Annotated in this window: 16 protein-coding genes; 11 read left to right on the top strand and 5 right to left on the bottom strand. The window is 71.1% G+C overall.

Annotated elements, in window-relative coordinates; genetic code table 11:
• Positions 1 to 368: 368 nt before the first annotated feature.
• Complete coding sequence (locus tag NOO62_RS20930) at positions 369 to 1,277, bottom strand: LysR family transcriptional regulator (RefSeq protein WP_268772417.1); 909 nt, start codon at positions 1,275 to 1,277, stop codon at positions 369 to 371.
• 155 nt (positions 1,278 to 1,432) lie between these two features.
• On the opposite strand from NOO62_RS20930, the gene NOO62_RS20925 reads away from it, so the two are divergent.
• Both NOO62_RS20925 and NOO62_RS20920 read left to right on the top strand, forming a co-directional pair.
• Positions 1,433 to 2,734: an SGNH/GDSL hydrolase family protein gene (locus NOO62_RS20925; protein WP_268772416.1), complete on the top strand. Its 1,302-nt coding sequence runs from the start codon at positions 1,433 to 1,435 to the stop codon at positions 2,732 to 2,734.
• Positions 2,734 to 4,167 (top strand): MFS transporter, encoded by a 1,434-nt coding sequence (locus NOO62_RS20920; RefSeq protein WP_268772415.1) that lies wholly within the window; start codon positions 2,734 to 2,736, stop codon positions 4,165 to 4,167. The genes NOO62_RS20925 and NOO62_RS20920 overlap by 1 nt, the downstream gene beginning before the upstream one ends.
• Here the strand turns inward: NOO62_RS20920 and NOO62_RS20915 are convergent.
• The gene (locus NOO62_RS20915; RefSeq protein ID WP_268772414.1) at positions 4,152 to 4,547 is read right to left on the bottom strand and encodes a hypothetical protein; all 396 of its coding nucleotides are present in this window, start codon (positions 4,545 to 4,547) and stop codon (positions 4,152 to 4,154) included. The genes NOO62_RS20920 and NOO62_RS20915 overlap by 16 nt on opposite strands.
• Before the next feature lie 63 nt (positions 4,548 to 4,610).
• Complete coding sequence (locus NOO62_RS20910; protein WP_268772413.1) at positions 4,611 to 5,021, bottom strand: SH3 domain-containing protein; 411 nt, start codon at positions 5,019 to 5,021, stop codon at positions 4,611 to 4,613.
• Positions 5,022 to 5,185: 164 nt separating this feature from the next.
• Here NOO62_RS20910 and NOO62_RS20905 point away from each other — a divergent pair, with 164 nt between their 5' ends.
• The 5 genes from NOO62_RS20905 (at position 5,186) to NOO62_RS20885 (ending at position 11,126) form a co-directional block, all read left to right on the top strand.
• Positions 5,186 to 6,202, top strand: a complete 1,017-nt coding sequence (locus tag NOO62_RS20905; RefSeq protein ID WP_268772412.1) for an ATP-binding cassette domain-containing protein — start codon at positions 5,186 to 5,188, stop codon at positions 6,200 to 6,202.
• Positions 6,199 to 7,056 (top strand): ABC transporter permease, encoded by an 858-nt coding sequence (locus NOO62_RS20900; protein ID WP_268772411.1) that lies wholly within the window; start codon positions 6,199 to 6,201, stop codon positions 7,054 to 7,056. Before NOO62_RS20905 ends, NOO62_RS20900 begins: the two co-directional genes overlap by 4 nt.
• Before the next feature lie 66 nt (positions 7,057 to 7,122).
• Positions 7,123 to 7,962, top strand: coding sequence for a hypothetical protein (locus NOO62_RS20895; RefSeq protein ID WP_268772410.1), 840 nt, complete (start codon positions 7,123 to 7,125; stop codon positions 7,960 to 7,962).
• Positions 7,963 to 8,049: 87 nt separating this feature from the next.
• Complete coding sequence (locus NOO62_RS20890) at positions 8,050 to 9,078, top strand: endonuclease/exonuclease/phosphatase family protein (protein ID WP_414930861.1); 1,029 nt, start codon at positions 8,050 to 8,052, stop codon at positions 9,076 to 9,078.
• 44 nt (positions 9,079 to 9,122) lie between these two features.
• Complete coding sequence (locus tag NOO62_RS20885) at positions 9,123 to 11,126, top strand: FUSC family protein (protein ID WP_268772409.1); 2,004 nt, start codon at positions 9,123 to 9,125, stop codon at positions 11,124 to 11,126.
• Positions 11,127 to 11,204: 78 nt separating this feature from the next.
• Here NOO62_RS20885 and snpA read toward each other — a convergent pair whose 3' ends face one another.
• Positions 11,205 to 11,876 (bottom strand): snapalysin, encoded by a 672-nt coding sequence (gene snpA / locus NOO62_RS20880; RefSeq protein ID WP_268772408.1) that lies wholly within the window; start codon positions 11,874 to 11,876, stop codon positions 11,205 to 11,207.
• A 221-nt stretch (positions 11,877 to 12,097) separates the two neighbouring features.
• On the opposite strand from snpA, the gene NOO62_RS20875 reads away from it, so the two are divergent.
• Complete coding sequence (locus NOO62_RS20875; protein ID WP_268772407.1) at positions 12,098 to 13,108, top strand: LysR family transcriptional regulator; 1,011 nt, start codon at positions 12,098 to 12,100, stop codon at positions 13,106 to 13,108.
• Positions 13,109 to 13,302: 194 nt separating this feature from the next.
• The gene (locus NOO62_RS20870; RefSeq protein WP_268772406.1) at positions 13,303 to 14,526 is read left to right on the top strand and encodes a hypothetical protein; all 1,224 of its coding nucleotides are present in this window, start codon (positions 13,303 to 13,305) and stop codon (positions 14,524 to 14,526) included.
• A 76-nt stretch (positions 14,527 to 14,602) separates the two neighbouring features.
• Here the strand turns inward: NOO62_RS20870 and NOO62_RS20865 are convergent, their stop codons facing one another.
• Complete coding sequence (locus NOO62_RS20865) at positions 14,603 to 16,708, bottom strand: PhoX family protein (protein ID WP_268772405.1); 2,106 nt, start codon at positions 16,706 to 16,708, stop codon at positions 14,603 to 14,605.
• 276 nt (positions 16,709 to 16,984) lie between these two features.
• Between NOO62_RS20865 and NOO62_RS20860 the strand changes: the two genes are divergently transcribed.
• Positions 16,985 to 18,796 (top strand): VWA domain-containing protein, encoded by a 1,812-nt coding sequence (locus NOO62_RS20860; protein WP_268772404.1) that lies wholly within the window; start codon positions 16,985 to 16,987, stop codon positions 18,794 to 18,796.
• Positions 18,797 to 19,015: 219 nt separating this feature from the next.
• Entirely contained in the window at positions 19,016 to 20,644 is a 1,629-nt protein-coding gene (gene metG, locus NOO62_RS20855) for a methionine--tRNA ligase (protein WP_268772403.1), read from the top strand.
• Positions 20,645 to 20,724 lie beyond the last annotated feature (80 nt).

Genomic DNA, 20,724 nt, shown 5'->3' with positions numbered 1-20,724 from the left:
CGACTCACGTTGGGCCGGGTCGCACCCGGCAGCGCGAGGTGATGACCCGAGCAGCGCAGCCGCGCGGCTGGCGGCGCCGTGACCGGGGCGGTCGGCCACGTTGGACCGGTCCGCACCCGGCAGCGAAAGCCGATGACCCACCCAACCGTCCCCGCAGCCCCCACCCCTGGCCGTCCGGGACAACGTTCAACTGCGGTGCAGGGGCGGGAGTCAAGGGTGGAGCGAAGCGGAATCGGCGCAGCCGACGCGCAGCGCAGCGGAGCGCCCTTTACTCCCGACCCGGAACCGCCACACTCCGCAAAACCCCGGGCGGCCCCGGCAACCATCAACGCCACCGGCCCACCGAAGTCACCGCCCGACCCGCCCACCTAGTACGCCGCAGGCCCCCCGTTGGCCTCAACAGCATCCCGTACCGCCCGGATGAACCCCTCCACCCGCGCGTTCGTCCCCGCCGTGCGGTGGATCAGTGCGACCTCGGCGGACTGCACATCCTCCAGGGGGACGAACGTGACGCCGGGGCGCGCGTAGTACTTCTCCACGGACGCGACGACCGGTGAGATTCCCTGGCCCGCCGCGACCAGCGTCATCAGTTCCTGGAACGACGCCACCGCCCGGCCCCGGCGGATCTCACGGCCGCTCGGCGTGCGCGGCGGCACGTGGAAGTCCCACCAGTACGCGGGCGCCCCGTTCACGACGCCGAAGAACGTCTCGCCCGCGAGCTCCTCCAGAGAGACGGAGGTCCGCCCGGCCAGCGGGTGGCCGACCGGCGTCGCGAGCAGACGCGGCTCGTTGATGACGACCGGGCCGACGGTCAGGTCCGGCTCCCGGACGGGGAGACAGGTGAAGAGCACGTCGATCTCGCCCGCGCGCACCGCGCCCAGCGGATCCTGGAACTGGGTCTCCCGCATCCGTACCTCGACCCCCGGGCTGCGCTCCCGGAACAGCGCCAGGATCGGGGCCGTCAGCGTGCCCGCGCCCGCGCCGAGGAAGCCGACGTTCAGCTCGCCGCCGACGCCCCGCGCGGCGTCCTTCGCGCGGGCCACCGCCGCCTCCATCTCCTTGTGGAGCGGCGCCAGATCGTCGTACAGCTGACGCCCCAGCGGCGCCAGCCGCACCACGCGGCTCGTGCGCTCGAAGAGCGGCGCGCCGATCCTGCGCTCCAGCTTCTTCAGCGTCTGGCTGACCCGCGCCTGCGAGAGCAGCAGCCGCTCCGCCGTACGTCCGAAATGTAGCTCCTCGGCCAGGGTCAAGAAGGTCTCCAGCTCTTGCCGCTCCACCGCGTACCCCCTGTGACCTGCATCGATAAGCCCGATCGCGTCGATCGTTTCACGGATCGCCGTTGATGGTGGAGCGCGGTCGGCGGATCTTTGAGGAGTCAGGACGGCGGCCCGCCGAACGGACACCTTCCCTCCTCAACCACCGGGAGCCTTCGATGATTTCGCGTGCCCGCACTTCCCTCGCGACCACCCTCACCGCCACCGCCGCCGCCCTCGCCCTGACCGCCGGGCTCGCCGTGGCGGGGGCTCAGGCCTCGCCCTCGGAGCGGGGCCAGCGCGGTACGTCCTGGAGCGCCGCCTGGGCCGGCTCCCCGCAGCGCCCCAGTACCGGCTTCAAGCCCAACTGGTCCGAAGCCGGGTTCGACGACCAGACCCTCCGCCAGGTCGTCCGCGTCACCGAGGGCGGCGACAGAGCCCGCATCCGGCTCTCCAACGCGTACGGGAGCTCGCCGCTGCGGATCGAGAGCGCGACGATCGCCCGTACCGAGAAGGGGGTGCCGGCGGCCGTCGAGAAGGGGTCGCTCACGCGGCTCACCTTCGGTGGGGAGTCGGGCGTCACCATTCCCGCGTACGGGCAACTCGCCAGTGACGCCGCGGGGTTGGACCTCAAGCCGTTCGAGTCCGTCACCGTCACCCTCCACCTCTCCGGTACGACAGGGCCCGCCACCTTCCACTCCCAGTCCTTCGCGACCAGCTACCGCGCAGACGGCGACCACACCTCCGACACGGGCGGCCGGGCCTTCGGCGAGTCCACCGAGTCCTGGTACTACCTCTCCGGCGTCGACGTCGGCGGCCCGCGGAGTTCCCGGGCCCCCGCTGAGCGCGACGGCGTCGTCCTCTTCGGCGACTCCATCACCGACGGGTTCGCCTCCTCCACCGACCGCGACCGCCGATGGTCCGACGCGCTCGCCGAACGCCTCGACAAGGCGGGCAAGCCGCGCCCCGTCCTCAACTCCGGCATCGGCGGCAACATGGTCCTCAACGACTCCGCCTGGTACGGCGAGAAGAGCGCCAACCGGTTCTCGCGCGACGCCCTCGACCTGCCCGGCGTCGGCACGGTCGTCGTCCTCGAAGGCCTCAACGACATCGGCTACAGCGAGACCGACAAGCCCACCTACAAGCCCGCCCCTGTCGTCTCCGCCCGTGAACTGATCGCGGGTCACCGGGAGTTGATACGTGAGGCGCGTGCTGAAGGCGTACGTGTCGTCGGTGCGACTCTTCTCCCCCTCGGCGGCTCCGACCACTACGGCAAGCACGCCGCCGCCGTGAGCGACGAGTTCAACGAGTGGGTGCGTACGTCCGGCGAGTACGACGCGTACGTCGACTTCGACAAGGCCCTCGCCGACCCGAAGGACCCCGAGCGCATCGCCCCCGCGTACGACAGCGGTGACCACCTGCACCCGAACGACGCGGGATACCGGGCCATGGCCCGCGCGGTGGACCTGGAGACCCTGTGATGACCACGACCGGCGACACGATCACTACCGTGCGTCAGAAGCTCGTCCTGGTCCTCCTCCTCGGCTCCCAGTTCATGATCGCCGTGGACTTCTCCATCCTGAACGTCGCCCTGCCCGTCGTCGGTGAAGGTCTCGGCTTCTCGCTCTCCGGGCTCCAGTGGATCGCCACCTCCTTCGCCCTCGCCGCCGCCGGATTCACGCTCCTCCTCGGCCGGATCGGCGACCTCTTCGGGCGCAAGCGGCTCTTCATCGGCGGCATGGCGCTGCTCGGCCTCTCCTCCGCCCTCGGCGGCCTCGCCACCTCGCCGGAGGTCCTGCTCACGGCGCGGGTGCTGCAAGGACTCGCCACGGCGGCCGTCACCCCGGCCGGGCTCGCCCTGCTCACCACCGCGTTCCGTGAGGGGCCGCTGCGGGACCGGGCCCTCGGCCTCAACGGCGCGCTGATGTCGGCCGGCTTCACCACCGGCGCCATTCTCGGCGGGCTCCTCACCGAACTGCTCTCCTGGCGCTGGGCGTTCCTCATCAACGTGCCCGTCGCGGCCGCCGTCGTCGCCCTCGCGCCGACCCTCCTGACGGAGTCGCGGATCGTGTGCAAGCACCGCCTCGACCTGCCGGGCGCGGTCACCGTCACGGGCGGGCTGCTCGCCCTCGTCCACGGGCTCACGCGGGCCGGTGAGAGCGGCTGGAGCGATCCTCTCACGCTGGGCGCGCTGCTCACGGGCGGCGGGCTGCTCGTCGCCTTCTGGTTCGTGGAGCAGCGCTCGCCCGCGCCGCTCGTACCCGTCCGCATCATGCGGCGCCGGTCGGTCGTCTGGGGCAACACGGCGGGCCTGGTCGCCTTCGCCACGGAGACCTCGCTCGTCTTCCTCATGACGCTCTATCTGCAAGAGGTGCTCGGCTACTCCGCCCTCTCCACCGGGCTCGCCTTCGGCGTTCTCGGCGTCGGCACGGTGGTCGGCGGGGTGCTCGGCGGGCGGGCCGTGAGCCGGTTCGGCGGGCGGGCGACGATCCTCGGCGGGGGTGTGGTGCAGGCCGCCGCCACCGTGTCGCTGGTCGCGCTGGGGACGTCCGGCGGGTGGCTGTATCTGCTGCTCGCCGCGACGTTCGTGGGCGGCGTCGGCAACATGCTGCTGATCGTGGGGTTCATGGTGACCGCGACATCGGGTGTCGCCGACTCCGAGCAGGGACTCGCGACCGGGCTCGCGACGATGACCCAGCAGGTCGGCATCACGCTCGGCATTCCGGTGATGAGCGCGATCGTGGCGGCGGCCCGGACAGGAGGCCACGGGGGGCTCGGGGACCCGCAGGGCGTCCTGTCCGGGGTGAGTGTCGCTGTGGCCGTCAACTCCGGTCTGGTGCTGGCCGCTTCACTGCTCGTCGCGCACCGGCTCGGCGGTGACCGTGGGAAGGGCCCGGCTCACTCGGTCGTGTAGTAGCGGTAGAACAGCACCGCGAAGACACCCGCCGCGACCACCAGCGCCATCACGGTGGACCGCAGCACGCTCGCCCCGCCCAGGCTGTAGAGGAAGCCGAACGCGATGCCCGCGAACGCCGTCCAGGACAGCGCGCGCAGTTCACGCGGGAGCGAGGGTGCGAGGCGGTGCAGGGCGAACATGACGGCGGCGAGTATCAGGCCGGTCACCACTCCGAACATGACGTTCCCGGTGGTGATCGGCCCTCCGTCGCGCCGGATCGCGCAGGCCCAGAGGCCGTAGACGACCCCCGCGAGCAGGGCGAGTCCGGCCCAGCGGGACGCGGAGGACGAGGCCGCGCGGGCGCGCGGTGCGTAGTGGACGGGTGCGGTGTGTGCCATGACGGTTCCCTTCTCGGCCCCCTGCGTATGACGGTTCCCTTCTCGTCCCCCTGCGTACGTCAGTCAGTGGTCGCGGTATCCGCACGGGTCGCAGTCCTGGTGGTGGTCCCGGTCGCGCCACTGGGGGCACGGGTCCTCGGACGACGAGCCGCAGCTCGGCACGTGACGGCCGCCCGTGTCGACGTACTCCGCGCTCACCCAGCCGCGGACGCCCTCCAGCCAGTACCAGTGCGGGTTGCCGTGGACGGACATGCCCCGCACGGCGCATTTGACGCGGTCCTCGCTGCCGTACGGCATCTTCGTCAGGATCGAGCCGTGCGTACTCGGCTCGTCCCTGACCTTCAGGTCCGGACCCGAGACGACGGTGCCCCAGATGACGCTGTCGTTGTCGTGGGCGGGAGCGGCGGTGGCGGTGGCGGCAGCGGTCCCGAGGGTCAGCAACGCCGCGGCCCCCGCGCTCAGAGCGATTCGCATGATCAGCCTCCTCGCCCCCTCATCCAGGAAACACCCGAACGGCCGAGCGCTCCACCGGAAGCTTCCCTACGCCGAGATCGATGAGTTTCCGGGGCGGCCCCGGTCTGCCCTCATGACGAATCCTTTACCTCTTGCTCCGGTGAGACGTGAGAAGGCGGGCGGACATGAGCAGCATGGCCATCGAGACCGCGGGTCTGGTCAAGACCTTCGGCGACAACCGCGCGGTCGACGGCATCGACCTCACCGTCCCGGCAGGCACGGTCTACGGCGTACTGGGACCGAACGGAGCGGGCAAGACCACAGCGGTCAAGATGCTCGCCACCCTGCTGCGGCCCGACGGGGGCGAGGCGCACGTGTTCGGGCACGACGTCGTGCGCGAGGCGGACGCCGTACGCAGCCGGGTGAGCCTGACCGGGCAGTACGCGTCGGTCGACGAGGACCTGACCGGCCTGGAGAACCTGATCCTGCTGGGCCGCCTCACCGGTCACTCCAAGCAGGCGGCGCGCGGCCGTGCCGGGCAGCTGCTCGAAGCGTTCGGGCTCACGGAGGCGGCGGCGCGGCAGGTGAAGAACTACTCGGGCGGCATGCGGCGCCGTATCGACATCGCCGCGTCCATCCTGAACACCCCCGACCTGCTCTTCCTCGACGAGCCGACGACGGGGCTCGATCCGCGCAGCCGCAACCAGGTCTGGGACATCGTGCGCGCGGTCGTCGGCCACGGCACGACGGTCCTCCTCACCACGCAGTACCTCGACGAGGCCGACCAGTTGGCGGCGCGGATCGCGGTCATCGACCGGGGGAAGGTCATCGCCGAGGGGACCAAGGGCGAGCTCAAGGCTTCGGTGGGCGCGGGCTCGGTGCACGTGCGGCTGCGGGAGGCCGCGCGGCGCGAGGAGGCGGCGCGGCTGCTGGGTGCGGTCCTCGACGCGCAGGTGCAGCTGGAGCCGGATCCGGTCGCGCTGACGGCGCGGGTGGGCACGGACGGGGCGGGCACGGGGCCCGGCGAGGGCGGCGCCGCCGAGCAGGCCTCCCGGGCGCTGGCCGAGCTGGCCCGCGCCGGGATCACCGTCGACAACTTCTCCCTCGGCCAGCCGAGCCTCGACGAGGTGTTCCTCTCCCTGACCGGCACGGACGCCTCCCACCAGACCCCCGCCGAGCTGAAGGAAGAGGCCACCGCATGAGCACCGCAGCCACCACCGGCGAGTCGCAGGACCTCGCCCTCGCCCCCGTCAGGGCCGAGTCCCTCGCCGAGCTCCTCATCGCCACCGAGCGGCCGCCCCGGCCCAGCGCGCTGTCCGCCTGCCTCACCTTCGGCTGGCGCGCCATCCTCAAGATCAAGCACGTGCCGGAGCAGCTCTTCGACGTCACGGCGTTCCCGATCATGATGGTGCTGATGTACACGTACCTGTTCGGGGGCGCGCTCGCCGGTTCCCCGTCCGAGTACATCCAGTACCTGCTGCCCGGCATCCTCGTGATGTCCGTCGTCATGATCACGATGTACACGGGCGTGTCGGTCAACACCGACATCGAGAAGGGCGTCTTCGACCGCTTCCGTACGCTGCCGATCTGGCGCCCGTCGACGATGGTCGGCTACCTCCTCGGCGACGCCCTGCGCTACGCCATCGCGTCCGTCGTCATCCTGACCGTCGGCCTCATCATGGGCTTCCGCCCGGACGGCGGCTTCGTCGGCGTCGTGGCGGGGATCGCGGTCCTGCTCGTCTTCTCCTTCGCGTTCTCGTGGATCTGGACGATGTTCGGGCTGCTGCTGCGCACGGAGAAGTCGGTGATGGGCGTCAGCATGATGGTGATCTTCCCGCTGACGTTCCTCAGCGACATCTTCGTGAAGCCGGAGACGATGCCGGGCTGGCTGCAGGCGTTCGTCAACAACAACCCCATCACCCACTGCTCGTCGGCGGTGCGCGCCCTGATGGACGGCACGTCACCGACGACGGAGCTGGCCTGGACGCTCGGCTGGGCGCTGCTGCTCGTGGCGGTGTTCGGGCCGGTGACGATGCGTCTGTACAACCGCAAGTAGGCGCCGTTGCCCCATATGCAGTCGCCCCGGTCGCGCCCCGCGCGACCGGGGTCTTGCCTTGGAGGCGTGCCGAAATCCGTCCGCGGTCCGCTGTCCGTCGCCCTCCTGGTCCTCGCCTGCGTCCTGGTTCCGCTCGGCGTGCTCTCCATCTGGGCGAAGTACGAGATCGGGGACCGGGACAGCTACGTCGCCACGATGGCGCCGCTCGCCTCCGCCCCCGCGGTGCGCGCGGCCGTCGCGGACGAGGTCACCGGTTCCGTGATGAAGGAGATCGACGTGGGCCCGCTCCAGGGCACGGTCGAGTCGTTCGTACGGGACGCGGTGCGCTCCTTCACGGAGACGGCGTCGTACAAGACGGCCTGGAACGCGGCGAACCGCGCGGCGCACGACGCCGTCCAGTCGGCCCTGAACGACGACTCGAACGGCGAGGTCACCATCGACCTCGCGCCCATCACGCAGCAGGTCAAGCAGCAACTGGTGGACGAAGGCGTACCCTTCGCGTCGAAGATCCCGGTCAAGCACACGGACATCACGGTGCTCCAGTCCAAGGACCTGGGCTGGCTGTGGCACAGCTTCCACGCGCTCCAGGTGGCGGGCGTCTGGCCCGCGGTGGCGGCGGCGCTCCTGGCCGCCGCGGGCATCCTCCTCGCCACCCGCCGCCGCGGGGCGGTCCTCGCCACGGCGCTCGGCATGGCGCTCGGCGCGGCGCTCCTGGTGGCGGCGGTGGCCATCGGCCGCTCCCTCACCCTGGACGACCTCCCCTCGGACATCTCCCACGACGCGGCGGGCGCGGTGTACGACGCCCTGACGGAGACGCTGCGGGTGACGGCGTGGGTGATCGTGGGGGTGATGGTGCTGGTCGCCCTGGCGGTGTGGCTCGTGCCGCGGGTGCGCCGCCGCGCCTGACCCGGCGCGGCGGTCGTCGGGCAACCGCCGTCCGCCGTGTCCCGTCTCTGGGAGAGGATGCGGGTGACCGGTGTGAGGGGTGGCTTCTTGGACAGCGCGGAGAGTGTGGCCGTCGGGGCCGACGTCGAGGAGGACCTCGACGCGCCGAAGCCCCGGCGGCGAGTGGGGCGGGTTGCGGCGTGGGGGGCCGGGGTCCTGCTGGCCGGGGTCAGTGTCGTCATCGGATTTCGGGTGGCCGATTCCGATGGGGTCACGCCCGTTCCCCAGGTTCTCGCGTTTCTGCCCTGGCTGCTCCTGCCCGCTGGGGCCGGGCTGCTCATGGCCGTGCTCGCGCGGTGGCGGTTCGGGATGCTGTGGGGAGTCGTCGCGCTGGGGGTCGTCGCCTGGTACGTGGAGCCCTACGGGAACACCGACTCGCCGAAGGGGCCCGCCGTCGCCGAAGTGCGGGTGCTGACGTCCAACGTCGAGTTCGGGGGCGGGACGGAAGGGCTGATCGATGCGGTGCGTGAGGAGCGGCCCGACCTGCTCTTCGTCGAGGAGTGCGACTTCGCGTGCTCCGCGCTGCTCCGCAAGGAGCTGCCCCGTTCCGACTACCCCCACCGCGCGTCCGTCGAGGCGTCCGGCGCCGAGGGCTCCGTCATCCTCTCCAAGGTGCCGCTGAAGAGCGCGGACGGGGTGGAGGGCACGCTGGGCATGCCGGGTGCCGTCGCCGACGTACAGGGACACGACGTACGGGTGCAGCTCGCGCATCCCATGCCGCCCATGCCCCGCGAAGTCGACCTGTGGCAGTCCGAGCTCCGCCGGATCCAGGAGTACGCGGCCGCGGGCGACGGCACGCCCACCATCATCGCCGGGGACTTCAACGCCACCCAGGACCACGCGGCGTTCCGGAAGGTCCTCGACGAAGGGCTCCGCGACACCGCCCGCCTCGCCGGCGCGTCGCGCACCCCGAGCTGGCCCGCCGCCGCCCCCGCCCCGCTCGGCGCCCAGATCGACCACGTCCTCGCCACGCCCGACTTCTCCGCCCGCGACGCCCGCTTCCTGGACATCGGAAACACCGACCACCGCGCCCTCGTCGTCACACTGACCCTGCACAAAGCCGAAACAGAGCGTTGATCCCACGGCCAGGGCAAGTCACGTAAAGCGCCGATAATGGGCGCATGCCCCGAGAGTCCCGCCCCGCCCGTCCGGTCTCACTGAGCCCGCTCACCCCACCCGACTGGCTGGTCAGGTCCCTCAAGCCGCAGTCCGCGCCCATCCCCTGGGCGGCCGTGGCCCGCGCCTCCGTGGCGATGGCGCTCCCCCTCGCCCTCGGCATCCTCGCGGGACAGCCCTCCTACGGCGCGCTCGCCTCCATGGGCGCCCTCTCCGGAGTCATCGGCGACACCGCCGACGCGTACCGCATGCGGATCTTCAACATCGCCGTCCCGCAGCTCTTCGGCGCCCTCGGCGTCACCCTCGGCTCGCTCGTCTTCGGGCACGGCTGGGTCGCCGTCGGCGCCGTCACCTTCGTCGCGCTCGTCTCCGGGATGATGTCGACGATCGGCGCGGTCGCCTCCGTCTCGGGGCTGCTCCTGCTCCTCAACAGCGTGGTCGGCGCCGGGCTGCCCATGCCGGGGCAGTGGTGGCTCGCGCCGCTCCTGATGACCGGCGGCGGCCTCCTCGTCCTCACCCTCGCCCTGCTCGCCTGGCCGCTCCGCTCCGGCGTCCCCGAACGCGCCGCCGTCGCCGCGTCCTACCGAGCGGTGGCCGCGCTCCTCGACGCGGCGGGCACGGACACGTACGGCGAGGCACGCACCGCGGTGACGGCCTCCCTGAACCAGAGCTACGACCTCGTCCTCGCCCGACGCACCCGCGACCACGGCCGCAACCCCGAACTTGTCCGCCTCGTGGCCCAGTTGAACGCCCTGACTCCCGTGATCGAGGCGGCCCCCGCCGCCGACCAGGCGGCCCGCCACGCCTGCGTACGCCTGCCGCCCGAAGTACCCGCGGCGGTCCGCGCGCTCGCCGAGGCGGTGGAGCGGGGCGAGACCCCCCGCACGGACCCCGCCGAGGCGCCCGCCCGCGCCGCCGCCCGCATCCCCGAACCCCAGGACCACGCGGCCCGCGCCCTCGACCACGCCGTGCTGCACGCCGCTGAGACGCTCGCCGACCCCGACCCGCTCGGCGTCATCGGCACCGACGACCGCCTCGGCCGCCCCGCCGCGCTGCGCGTCCGCGCCCGCCGCGCCGCCCGCAACGTCATCCTGTCCGGCGCCTCCTGGCGCTACGGCCTGCGCCTCGCCCTCTGCATCGGTCTGGCCCAGTCGTTGGTCTCGATCATCGACGTACCCAGGTCGTACTGGGTGGCGCTCACCGTCACGTTCGTCCTCAAGCCCGACTTCGGCTCGGTCTTCTCGCGCGCCGTGCTGCGGGCGCTCGGCACGGCGGCGGGCCTGGTGGTGGCGGCAGCCGTCCTCGCCGAGGTCCCGCACGGCTGGTGGGACGTCCCGGTGATGATGCTGCTCGCCCCGCTGATCCCGGCCCTCACCACCCGCGGCTACGGCTACCAGACAGCAGCGATCACCCCGGTCATCCTGCTCCTCTCCGACATCCTCAACCACCAGGGCCTCGGCCTCGTCGTACCGCGCCTCGTCGACAGCCTGATCGGCTGCGGCATCACGCTCGTCGCCGGGTACCTGCTCTGGCCGGAGAGCTGGGGCACGCGGATCGGCGACCGGCTCGCGGACGCGGTCGCGGACACGGCGCGGTACGTGGAGTGCGCGTTCGGCGACGGCGACGCGGCGGCCCGCGCCCGCATGCGCCGCGGCCTCTACCGCGACTTGTCCGTCATCCGCTCCGAGTTCCAACGCGCCCTGACCGAGCCCCCGCCCACGGGAACGCGAGCCGCGGCGTGGTGGCCGCTGGTCGTCGCCGTGGAACGCATCCTGGACGCGACGACAGCGGCGAGGGTCCGCATCCGGCACGGAGCGCAGGCCCCCAAGCCGGACGAGGTGGCCGAAGTGGCCCACGAACTACGCGGCCTTGCAGACCGCCTGCGCGCCTCGGTGAACCTGGAAAAGGGCCACGTCGACTTCACCGACGACGCCAAGGACAGCGTCCTGGAACCCCTGCGCCAGGAGGTGGCGGCAGCCCGAGCGGTGGCGTCACCGCAGGGTGGGTAAAAGGGGCGCGGGGAACTGCGCGGCCAGCCACAGCCGGCCCGCAGCTCCCCGACGACCTGGTCCTGTCTCAGCCCGCGCTCAGCGACCGTTGACCTTGTGCAGCGCCTTGGCGAACCCGTTCGCCCAGAGCTGGTCCACCTGCCCCCGCTCCGTCGCGTCCGGCTTCGAGTTCGTGCAGGACGGGCCGGGCCCGCCGCCCGACATCAGCTGGCTGCACGGCCCGTCGTACGTGTCGGGAAGCCCGAGCACGTGCCCGGTCTCGTGCGCGGTGACACGCGTCGAGTCGTACTCCTTGTTCTGCGCGTAGTCCAGGAAGATGTAACCGCTGCCGTGGCCGTCCGTGCTCGCGTACGAGCCGCGCGCGTCGTTGCCCTCGCGGTACTCGAAGCTGGCGCCCGAACTCCCCTCCTGAAGCTTCACGTTGGAGACCGAGCTGTTCCAGATGGACGTGGAGCTGGCTATCTGCTGGGCGAAGGTGGGCGCGCCGGACGCGTCGTACGTCACGGTCACGGACTTCGCACCCGGGTTGGCCGCCCGCTTCTCGGCGACCGCCTTCACGACGGCCTCGAAGAACGCCTTGTTGGCCTTGGCCTCGGCGGCGGAACCCTCGTACGCGGCGTACGAGGACGTGGCGGACACCGGCGCCGTGGCAGGCGCGGAGTCGGCGGTCGTAGCCGTGGCCGAGGTCGCGCCGAGACCGGCGACGGCGAGGCCGAGAACAGCGGCGACAGACAGGTAACGCTTGTTCATGTGTGGGGGGCTTCCTACTCGTTCCACGACCGCGTGGGGCAGTCGATGAAAGGTGAACGGTTCGGTAGCTGTGAGTGTCGGGGAGCGTGGGGCGCGTGGGAATGATGGCAACTCGCGATAGCCCGGAGCTATCGCCATGACCCGGCCTGCCCAGAACGGCCGGTTCTCATGGGGTTTGAGCGTCTGGTGCAGCGGCCGTACCGCCTCTACGCTCATCGGCCATGGAGCTCGAGGTGAGACACCTCCGCGCACTGTGCGCCATCGCCGACACCGGCAGCCTGCACAAGGCCGCGCGGCAGCTCGGCATGAGCCAGCCGTCGCTGACGACCCAGCTGCGCCGCATCGAGCACGCGCTCGGCGGCCAGCTCTTCTCCCGCGAGCGCACCGGATGCCGACCCACCCAGCTCGGCCGGGTCGTCCTCAGCCGCGCCCGGCCCCTCGTCACGGAGATGCGGGCACTCGTCGCCGAGACGAAGGCGGCCGCCGCCCGCACCGCCGAGGGCCCGCAGCTGCGCATCGGCTCCACGGCGAGCCGCGCCATACCGGGCTGGCTGCGCAAACTGCGCGCACGGTTCCCCGGCACCGAGATGTCGCTCCAGATGGACGTGTCCGCGAACGCGCTCCTGCGCATGGTGGAGACCGGCCACCTCGACATCGCCTTCGTGCACGAGGTGGAGGGCTGCCCGCTGCGGCTGCCCGAGAGCCTGCGAAGACGGGTCCTCCTCGACCGGGAGCCGCAGTTCGTCTCCCTCGCCGCGGACCATCCGGCGGCGGACCGGCCCGTCGTACGCCTCTCCGACCTCGCCGAGGACCGCTGGATGGTCGACCCGACGGTCGACGGCGAATGGGACGGCCTGCGCCGCGTCCTGACCGCGGCCGGGCTCAACCCCCGTGTCCTGCACGGCGATTACCTCACCGCGGCGTCCCTCGTCGCCACCGGCGAGGTCGTCGCCCTCTGCCAGCCGACGTCGCGCGGCAGGACCGACATGGCCGTACGCCCGCTGTACGGCGACCCCCTCGGCGTACGCCTCATCCTGGCGGCGCGCACGGAGGAGGAGCTCGACGCGGTGTACGGGGAGCTGGAGGCCGCCTACTGGGAGGCGGCCCGGCAGGCGCCCGCCTATGTGGAGTGGCTGCTGAGGTCGGGCGACGCCAGGGGGACGGGAGGCGTCGGCGGGGCGGGAGGCCCCGGCGGGGCGCCGGGCGGGACCTTGGTCCCCGCAAGCCGGTGACCTTCGGCGACACCCTCTCTGACCTGCACTTTTAGGCGATTTACGGTACTGGGTCACGCCCTGGGCGCACTTGTTACATTCCCTATGGATGACGCACACACGGCGCCCGTAACTTCATCTGTGTCGCCACCGCAAAGGGGCACAAACACGGACAGCTCGACCCGCAGCCTGAGTAGACGAGGGAAGTCACCGCCATGCGCGCCACCCGCCGTACCTTCCGCACCGCCGCCATCGCCACCGGAGCCATCGCCGCGCTCGCCGTCCCCACCACGGCCGCGTTCGCCGCGGACGCGCCCTCGACTCCACAGGGCCAGGTCGCGCAGGACGACCAGCAGGGCACCCAGGACCAGGACAAGAAGCAGGACGACAACCAGGACAAGTCCAAGGACGACCAGGACCAGACGGACAGGGACAAGGCTGACAAGGACAAGGAGCAGCCCCCCGTCCCCGGTGGCTGGGAGTCGAAGGGCACGACCGACCTCGGCAAGGGCTGGACCGCGAACGTCCAGGTCAACGCCTCCGCCCGGACCGCCAAGGCGACGATCTCCCTGAACGGCGCCGCGAAGGGCTCCCTCACCGCCTACGAGAAGTCCGCGTCCACGACGATCGACGGCAACACCTTCACCCTCACCCCCGACGGCACGGCCACCGCCAAGCTCACGGACAAGGGCAAGGACAAGGACCCGGTCGTCGGCGGCTGGGAGTCGAAGGGCACGACGGACCTCGGCAAGGGCTGGACCGCGAAGGTCGACGTCAACGCGTCGGCCCGTACCGCCAAGGCCGCGATAGCCCTGAACGGCAAGCCGAAGGGCTCGCTCACCGCGTACGACAAGTCCGCGACCACCAAGATCGACGGCAACACCTTCACCCTCACGCCCAGCGGCACCGTCACGATGCAGGCCAAGCCGACCCCGCCGAAGCCGAAGCCCGACCACAAGCGCGTCTTCGTGCGCGAGTACAAGAACCTCGGCGGCAGCGGCTTCGACGCGAAGGTCTACAAGGTCACGAACGGCTACGAGGCCGACATGATCGCCAAGGCGCCGGACACCGGCAAGAAGTCGGTGTGGGACACGCTGAAGCAGTCCGGCAGCAAGCCCGCGTACGGCCAGCACAACGGCGCCCACTTCGTCCTCAACCCCGACGGCACCATGAAGGGCTGGACCGAGGGCAGGACGAACAGCAACGGCCACCACGACAACAACGGCACCAAGCCGCAGCCCCAGTCCCACTCCCACTCCCACTCCCGGAACGACTCGCAGCAGGTCGTCCCGAAGGGCGGCGTCAAGGCGGGTGCCGACGGCGTCAAGGCGGAGTCCTCGTCCGACGACGCCCCGCTGATCGCCGCGGGCAGCGGCATGGCGGCGGCGGGCGCGGCGGGCCTCGGCTTCGCGCTGTACCGCCGCAAGCAGAACGGCTGAGTGTGATCTGACAGCGGTACGGCTGTGGGGCACCCCGCAAGAGCGGGGTGCCCCACAGCCGTAGTGAACGTTCGAATCAAACCCCGATGTCGCAGCCGTCCTCGCGCCACACCGAGACGACCGACGGCCGGACGATCTTGCCGGGTCCGTCCGGCCAGGCGCTCGCGGGCTTCTCCACGGACGCGCCGTCGATTTCACCCGGGTGCTGCACGGAGACGAGCACGCGCCGATCCTGGATGAGCGGCCCGCACGTCTCGGCGCCGTTCGGCATCGTCAGGAACTGCTTGAGCTCCCCGCGCCGGTCGCCGCGCGTGGCGACGCCGAACAGGCCGTCGTGCGAGCCGAGTTGGTTGCCGTCGGTGGAGATCCACAGGTTGCCGTGCGGGTCGAAGGCGACGTTGTCCGGGCAGGAGATCGGGGAGACCCGCTCCTTGGGGAATCCCGCGAAGTACGTGGCGGGGTCGTTCGGGTCACCGGCGACGAGGAACAGCGACCAGCCGAAGGAGGTCGCGTCCGCGCGGTTGCGGCGCTCGGTCAGCTCAAGGATCTGCCCGTGCTTGTTGAGGTTGCGCGGGTTGGCCTCGTCGGCGCCCGTCTTGCCCGCCTTGCCGCGGTCGGAGTTGTTCGTCAGGGCGACGTACACCTTGCCGGTGTGCGGCGACGGCTCGATGTCCTCGGGCCGGTCCATCTTCGTGGCGCCCACCTTGTCACCGGCGAGGCGCGTGAAGACGTACACCTCCTCGGCGGTCATGCCGTCGACGTGGCTGACGGCCTTGCCGCCGGGCCCGGCGGTGGCGAGCGGAATCCACTTGCCGCCGCCGTCGAACTCACCGTCGTCCGGGAGCGTCCCCTTCCCGTCGATCTCCTCGGCCGGGGAGTCACCGGTCAGCTTGGCGACGTAGAGCGTCCCCTCGTCGAGCAGGCTCAGGTTGTGCTCGTGGGCGGCGCGGGACGTGCCCTTGGCGACGCGCTTGCTGCTGACGAACTTGTAGAAATAGTCGAACTTCTCGTCGTCCCCCATGTAGACCACGGGACGGCCGTCGTGCGTGAGGCGCGGCTGCGCGGCCTCGTGCTTGAAGCGGCCGAGCGCGGTGCGCTTGCGCGGGGTCGAGTCCGGGTCGTACGGGTCGAGTTCGACGACCCAGCCGAACCGGTTGGCCTCGTTGGGCTCCTGGGCGAGGTCGAAGCGGCGGTCGAACCGCTCCCACTTGCGCTCGGAGGCCTCGCCGGTGACGCCGTACCGCTTGAGGCGGGCGGCGGTCTTCGGGTCGGTCACCTTCGCGGCGTTGGCGAAGTACTGGTTGAAGTTCTCCTCGCCGTGCAGGGTCGTGCCCCACGGGGTGGTGCCGCCCGAGCAGTTGTTGAGGGTGCCGAGGACGGTGGTGCCGCGCGGGTCGGCCTTGGTGCGGACGAGGTCGCTGCCCGCGACGGGCCCGGAGAGCCGGAACCGGCTGGTGGCGGTGAGCCGCCGGTTGAGGTGGTGCCGCGACACGGCCCGCAGCTTCCCGCTCCGCCGCTCCCCCTCCACGACGACCACGGACAGACCATGGGCGGCCCACGCGATCTCGACCTGCTCGCGGGTCGGGTTCTCGGGGTCGTACCCCTTGAACATCAGGATCTCGTCCGTGTACTCGTGGTTGGCGACGAGGACCTGCCGGCCGTGCTCGCGCCGGAGCGGCAGCAGGCTGAGGAAGTCGTTGTTGTACCCGAACTGCCCGGCCTGGGCCGCCGCGGTCTGCTTCTCCGCGTCGAAGGCGGGCGCACCGCGGAGGATGGGCTCGCCCCAGCGTATGACGACGTTCTGCTCGTACCCGTCGGGGACGGTGACGGTGTCGGCGGTGTTGGGGGCGACGGGATTGAAGCGGAGACCGCGCGCACCCTTGTGCTTACGGTCCCTGCCGTGCCCCGCGGCCGTTGCCGCGGGCGCGGCGGCAGCGGCCTCGCCCGCTCCCGGCCCGGCGAGGACGGCGCCGCCCGCGGCGGTGGCGACCGTCACGACGGCGGCGGCGCGCATCATGGAACGGCGGCTGAGCGCACCGGCGATGACGTCGCCGACGTACGCGTTGTCGCTGGCGTTGGGCACCTCGCCGAAGCAGGCGTCGCCGCAACGGAAGCGGCAGGTCAGGGCGGAACGGCCGCCGCTCCCCTGATGCGAGGTGATGATCGGCAGCAGCTTGGGCACGAGTCCTCCGTCGTTGTGGCTTGTTTCCGCCGTGAGGCTAGGCGCAGGGTTCGGCACGGCGGCGGCCTACGGGTGAACGGAGGGTGAATCCGGGGCGCATGGGAGGGAGTTGCGGCGCCGGGTCCATGGAGGTGCTCCGCATGGCGGTTCGCGTGGGTGGCTCGCGCGGGTGACGGATGGTGACCCTGCCCAAGATCGCGTACTGCGGCGGCTAACCTTACGTGTCCGCCCTGGCCAGGGATTTTCGGGAATCAACTCACGCGAAGGGTTGCGCACATGGGCATTCTGAACCGCCTGCGGAACGCGTTCGGACGGTCACGCAAGGAGAGCGTTCCGGAGGCACGGGAGCCTGAGCGTGCGACTGCGCCGGAGCAGATCTCGCCCTCCGCGCCGGAGCCGGACGCGGCTCCCCCGGTCACGGTGACGGTCCCGTCCCCCTCCCCGGAACCGAACCCGGCCCCCAAGGCCACGCTCCCGTCCCCCAGCAAGGAGCCCACCCCAACGGTGGACGACTTGGTAGCGGCGGCTTTCGACAACGTAACGGTCCCGCCCCCGTCGCCGTCCCCGCCCCAGGAGCGCACGCCGCTCGGCGAGGAGGCGGAGAAGTCCCCGGAGCCGGAGCCCGAGGCGGCTCCCGCTGAGGCACGTGAGGCACGCCCCGAGCCCACCGCTGCGGCGGCCCCGAAGACCGAGGCGTCCGAGCCCGCATCCACCCCGGCTGAAACTGCCCCCAAGCCGAAGACTGAGGCACCCCCCACCGAACCGGCCACGGAGCCCACCGCTACCACGGAGCCGAAGGCCGAGGTCGAGCCGAAGGCTGACGCCGAGCCGAAGGCCAAGGTCGAGCCGAAGGCTGACGCCGCCGAGCCCGCAATCGCCCCGGAGCCCGCTCCCGAGCCGGAGCCCGCTCCCGAGCCGGAACCAAAGACTGAGATCACGGAGACCGCATCCGCGACCACTGAGGCTGAGACCGAGCCGCAGGCTCAGGTCGCCGAGGCCGGAGCTGTCACCGCCGAGACTGATACCCGGCCGAAGGCTGACGCCACCGATGCCGCCCCCGAGCCGAAGGCTGACCCCGCAGGAACCGAAGCCGCCACCGCCGAGCCCGCCCCCGAGCCGAAGGCTGACCCCGCAGAGACCGAAGCCGCCACTGCTGTGGGCAATCGTCCCGCTGGGCGGGACGGGTGGGCACAGCCCCCGGTGCAGGGTGCCGAAGAAGCAGGCGCCCCCGAGGACAACCCGGAGCCGCAGGCTGAGGCCATCCCCGAGGACAAGCCCGAGCCGCAGGCTGAGGCCAGCGCCAACGTCACGCCCGAGCCGCAGGCTGAGGCCAGCGCCAACGTCACGCCCGAGCCGCAGGCTGAGGCCAGCCCGCAGGACGACGGCAACCCCACCCCGGTCAACGGAAAGCCCGCGGTCCCCGCAGCGAAGGTGCGGTCCGCAGCCCCCGCCCTCGCCACCGCGTACCGCGCCGCCGGCTCCGCCCTGAAAACGCACGACCTCACAGGAACCCGAGCCCAGGTCTACCTGGTCCTCGACCGCTCCGGCTCCATGCGCCCGTACTACAAGGACGGCTCCGCCCAGAGCCTCGGCGAGCAGGTCCTCGCGCTGGCCGCGCACACGGACCCCGACGCCACCGTCCACGTCGTCTTCTTCTCCACGGAGATCGACGGCACCGGCACGCTCACGCTCCCCGAGCACGAGGGCCGTATCGACGAGCTGCACGCCGCAGCGGGCCGCATGGGCCGCACGAGCTACCACCGCGCGATCGAAGAGGTCGTGGCCCACTACGAGAAGTCGGACCACAAGGGCGAGCCGGCCCTGGTGATCTTCCAGACGGACGGGCCCCCGGACACGAAGGGTGTGGCGACGCAGGCCCTGGCGGACGCCGCCGCGCACCCCCTCTTCTTCCAGTTCATCGCGTTCGGCGAGCACGACGCGAAGGGCTTCGACTACCTCCGCAAGCTCAAGGCGGACAACGCGGCGTTCTTCCACGCGGGCCCCACCCCCAAGGAGCTCACGGACAAGGAGCTGTACGAGGGCCTCCTGGCGGCGTACCCCGAGTGGCTGGCCCGCACCGAAGCCTGACACCGACGCCTGACACGACGCCTGACATCGACCGTCACCCACCCCCCGCACCGAAGGCGGGCCACGGAGCGCCCCTCGCCCCGCGGCCCGCCTCGCTGCACCTGCCCGCCTGCCTGCCTACCTACTTGCCTGCCTACCCACCCGCCCAACCCGCCCACCACCTGAGACCGCGCGAAACCGATGTGAGTCGATCTTCGTCAGGCCGTTAGGATTTCGACCATGGCGGCCACTGGATCCGAGAAGCAGGGAGCGGGCGAGAACGCGAAGGCGTTCTACGTCTCGACCCCCATCTACTACGTAAACGACGCTCCTCACCTGGGCCACGCCTACACGACCGTTGCAGGGGACGTGCTCACGCGCTGGCACCGTCAGCGCGGCGAGAAGGTGTGGTACCTCACCGGCACGGACGAGCACGGTCAGAAGATCATGCGCACGGCCGAGGCGAACGACGTCACCCCCCAGGAGTGGTGCGACAAGCTCGTCACCGAGGCCTGGAAGCCCCTCTGGGAGCACCTGAACATCGCGAACGACGATTTCATCCGCACCACGGAGAAGCGTCACACCGACCGCGTGCAGGAGTTCGTCCAGGATCTCTTCGACAAGGGCGAGATCTACAAGGGGGGCTACGAAGGCCCGTACTGCGTGGGCTGCGAGGAGTACAAGCTCCCCGGTGACCTCATCGACGGCGAGGGCGACTTCGAGGGGCAGAAGCTCTGCCCCATCCACAAGAAGCCGGTGGAGCTCCTCAAGGAGGAGAACTACTTCTTCAAGCTGAGCGAGTACGGCGACAAGCTCCTCGCCCTCTACGAAGCCAACCCCGACTTCATCCAGCCCGAGTCGGCGCGCAACGAGGTAGTGAACTTCGTCCGCCAAGGCCTCCAGGACCTCTCCATCTCCCGCTCGACGTTCGACTGGGGCGTCAAGGTCCCGTGGGACGACAAGCACGTCATCTACGTCTGGATCGACGCGCTCCTGAACTACGCGACGGCCGTGGGCTACGGCGCGAACGAGGAGAAGTTCACCTCGACCTTCCCCGCGAACGTGCACCTCGTCGGCAAGGACATCCTCCGCTTCCACGCGGTGATCTGGCCCGCGATGCTCCTGGCGCAAGGCCTCCCGGTCCCCGGCAAGGTCGCGGCGAACGGCTGGCTGATGGTCGGCGGCGAGAAGATGTCGAAGTCGAACCTGACGGGCATCAAGCCGCAGGACCTCACGTCCCACTTCGGCGTGGACGCGTACCGCTGGTACTTCCTGCGCGCGATCGCGTTCGGTAGCGACGGCTCGTTCTCGTGGGAGGACTTCACGGCCCGCTACACGTCCGAGCTGGCGAACGACTACGGCAACCTCGCGTCCCGTGTCGCGGCGATGGTCGGCAAGTACTTCGGCGGCGAGCTGCCCGAGGCGACGGCGTCCGGTGACGCCGAGCAGGCGGTTCAGGACGGCCTGACGAAGGCGGTCGCCGAGGCGGACCGGAAGATCGGCGAGGAGCTGGACTTCCAGGGCGGCATCCTGGCGATCTTCGACTTCGTGAAGCAGGTCAACGGCTACATCACGGAGCAGGAGCCGTGGAAGGTGGCCAAGGACGACAGCCCGGAGGGCAAGGCCCGCCTGGCGACGATCCTCTACACGGCCGCCGAGTCGCTCCGCGCGGTGGCGGTGCTCCTCAACCCGATCATGCCGGACACCTCCCAGAAGCTCTGGGACTCCCTCGGCGCGGAACCCCTCCTGGGCGCACTCGCCGACCAGGACGTCAGCGCCGCCGCCACGTGGGGCACGCTCCCCGCGGGCGCGACGGTCACGAAGGGCGCGGTGCTGTTCCCGCGCCTGGAGGAAAAGCCGGCCACGTAGCGGTACGTGACGTCTCGCGGAAAAGTCCCGCCACGGCCCCACTGGACACGGGGAAGATGGCGGGACTTTCTGCTGTACGG

The sequence above is a fragment of the Streptomyces sp. Je 1-369 genome (assembly GCF_026810505.1).
GTDB lineage: Bacteria > Actinomycetota > Actinomycetes > Streptomycetales > Streptomycetaceae > Streptomyces.
The sequence above is the reverse complement of the archived record's forward strand: the minus strand, read 5'-3'. Positions and strand labels throughout refer to the sequence as shown.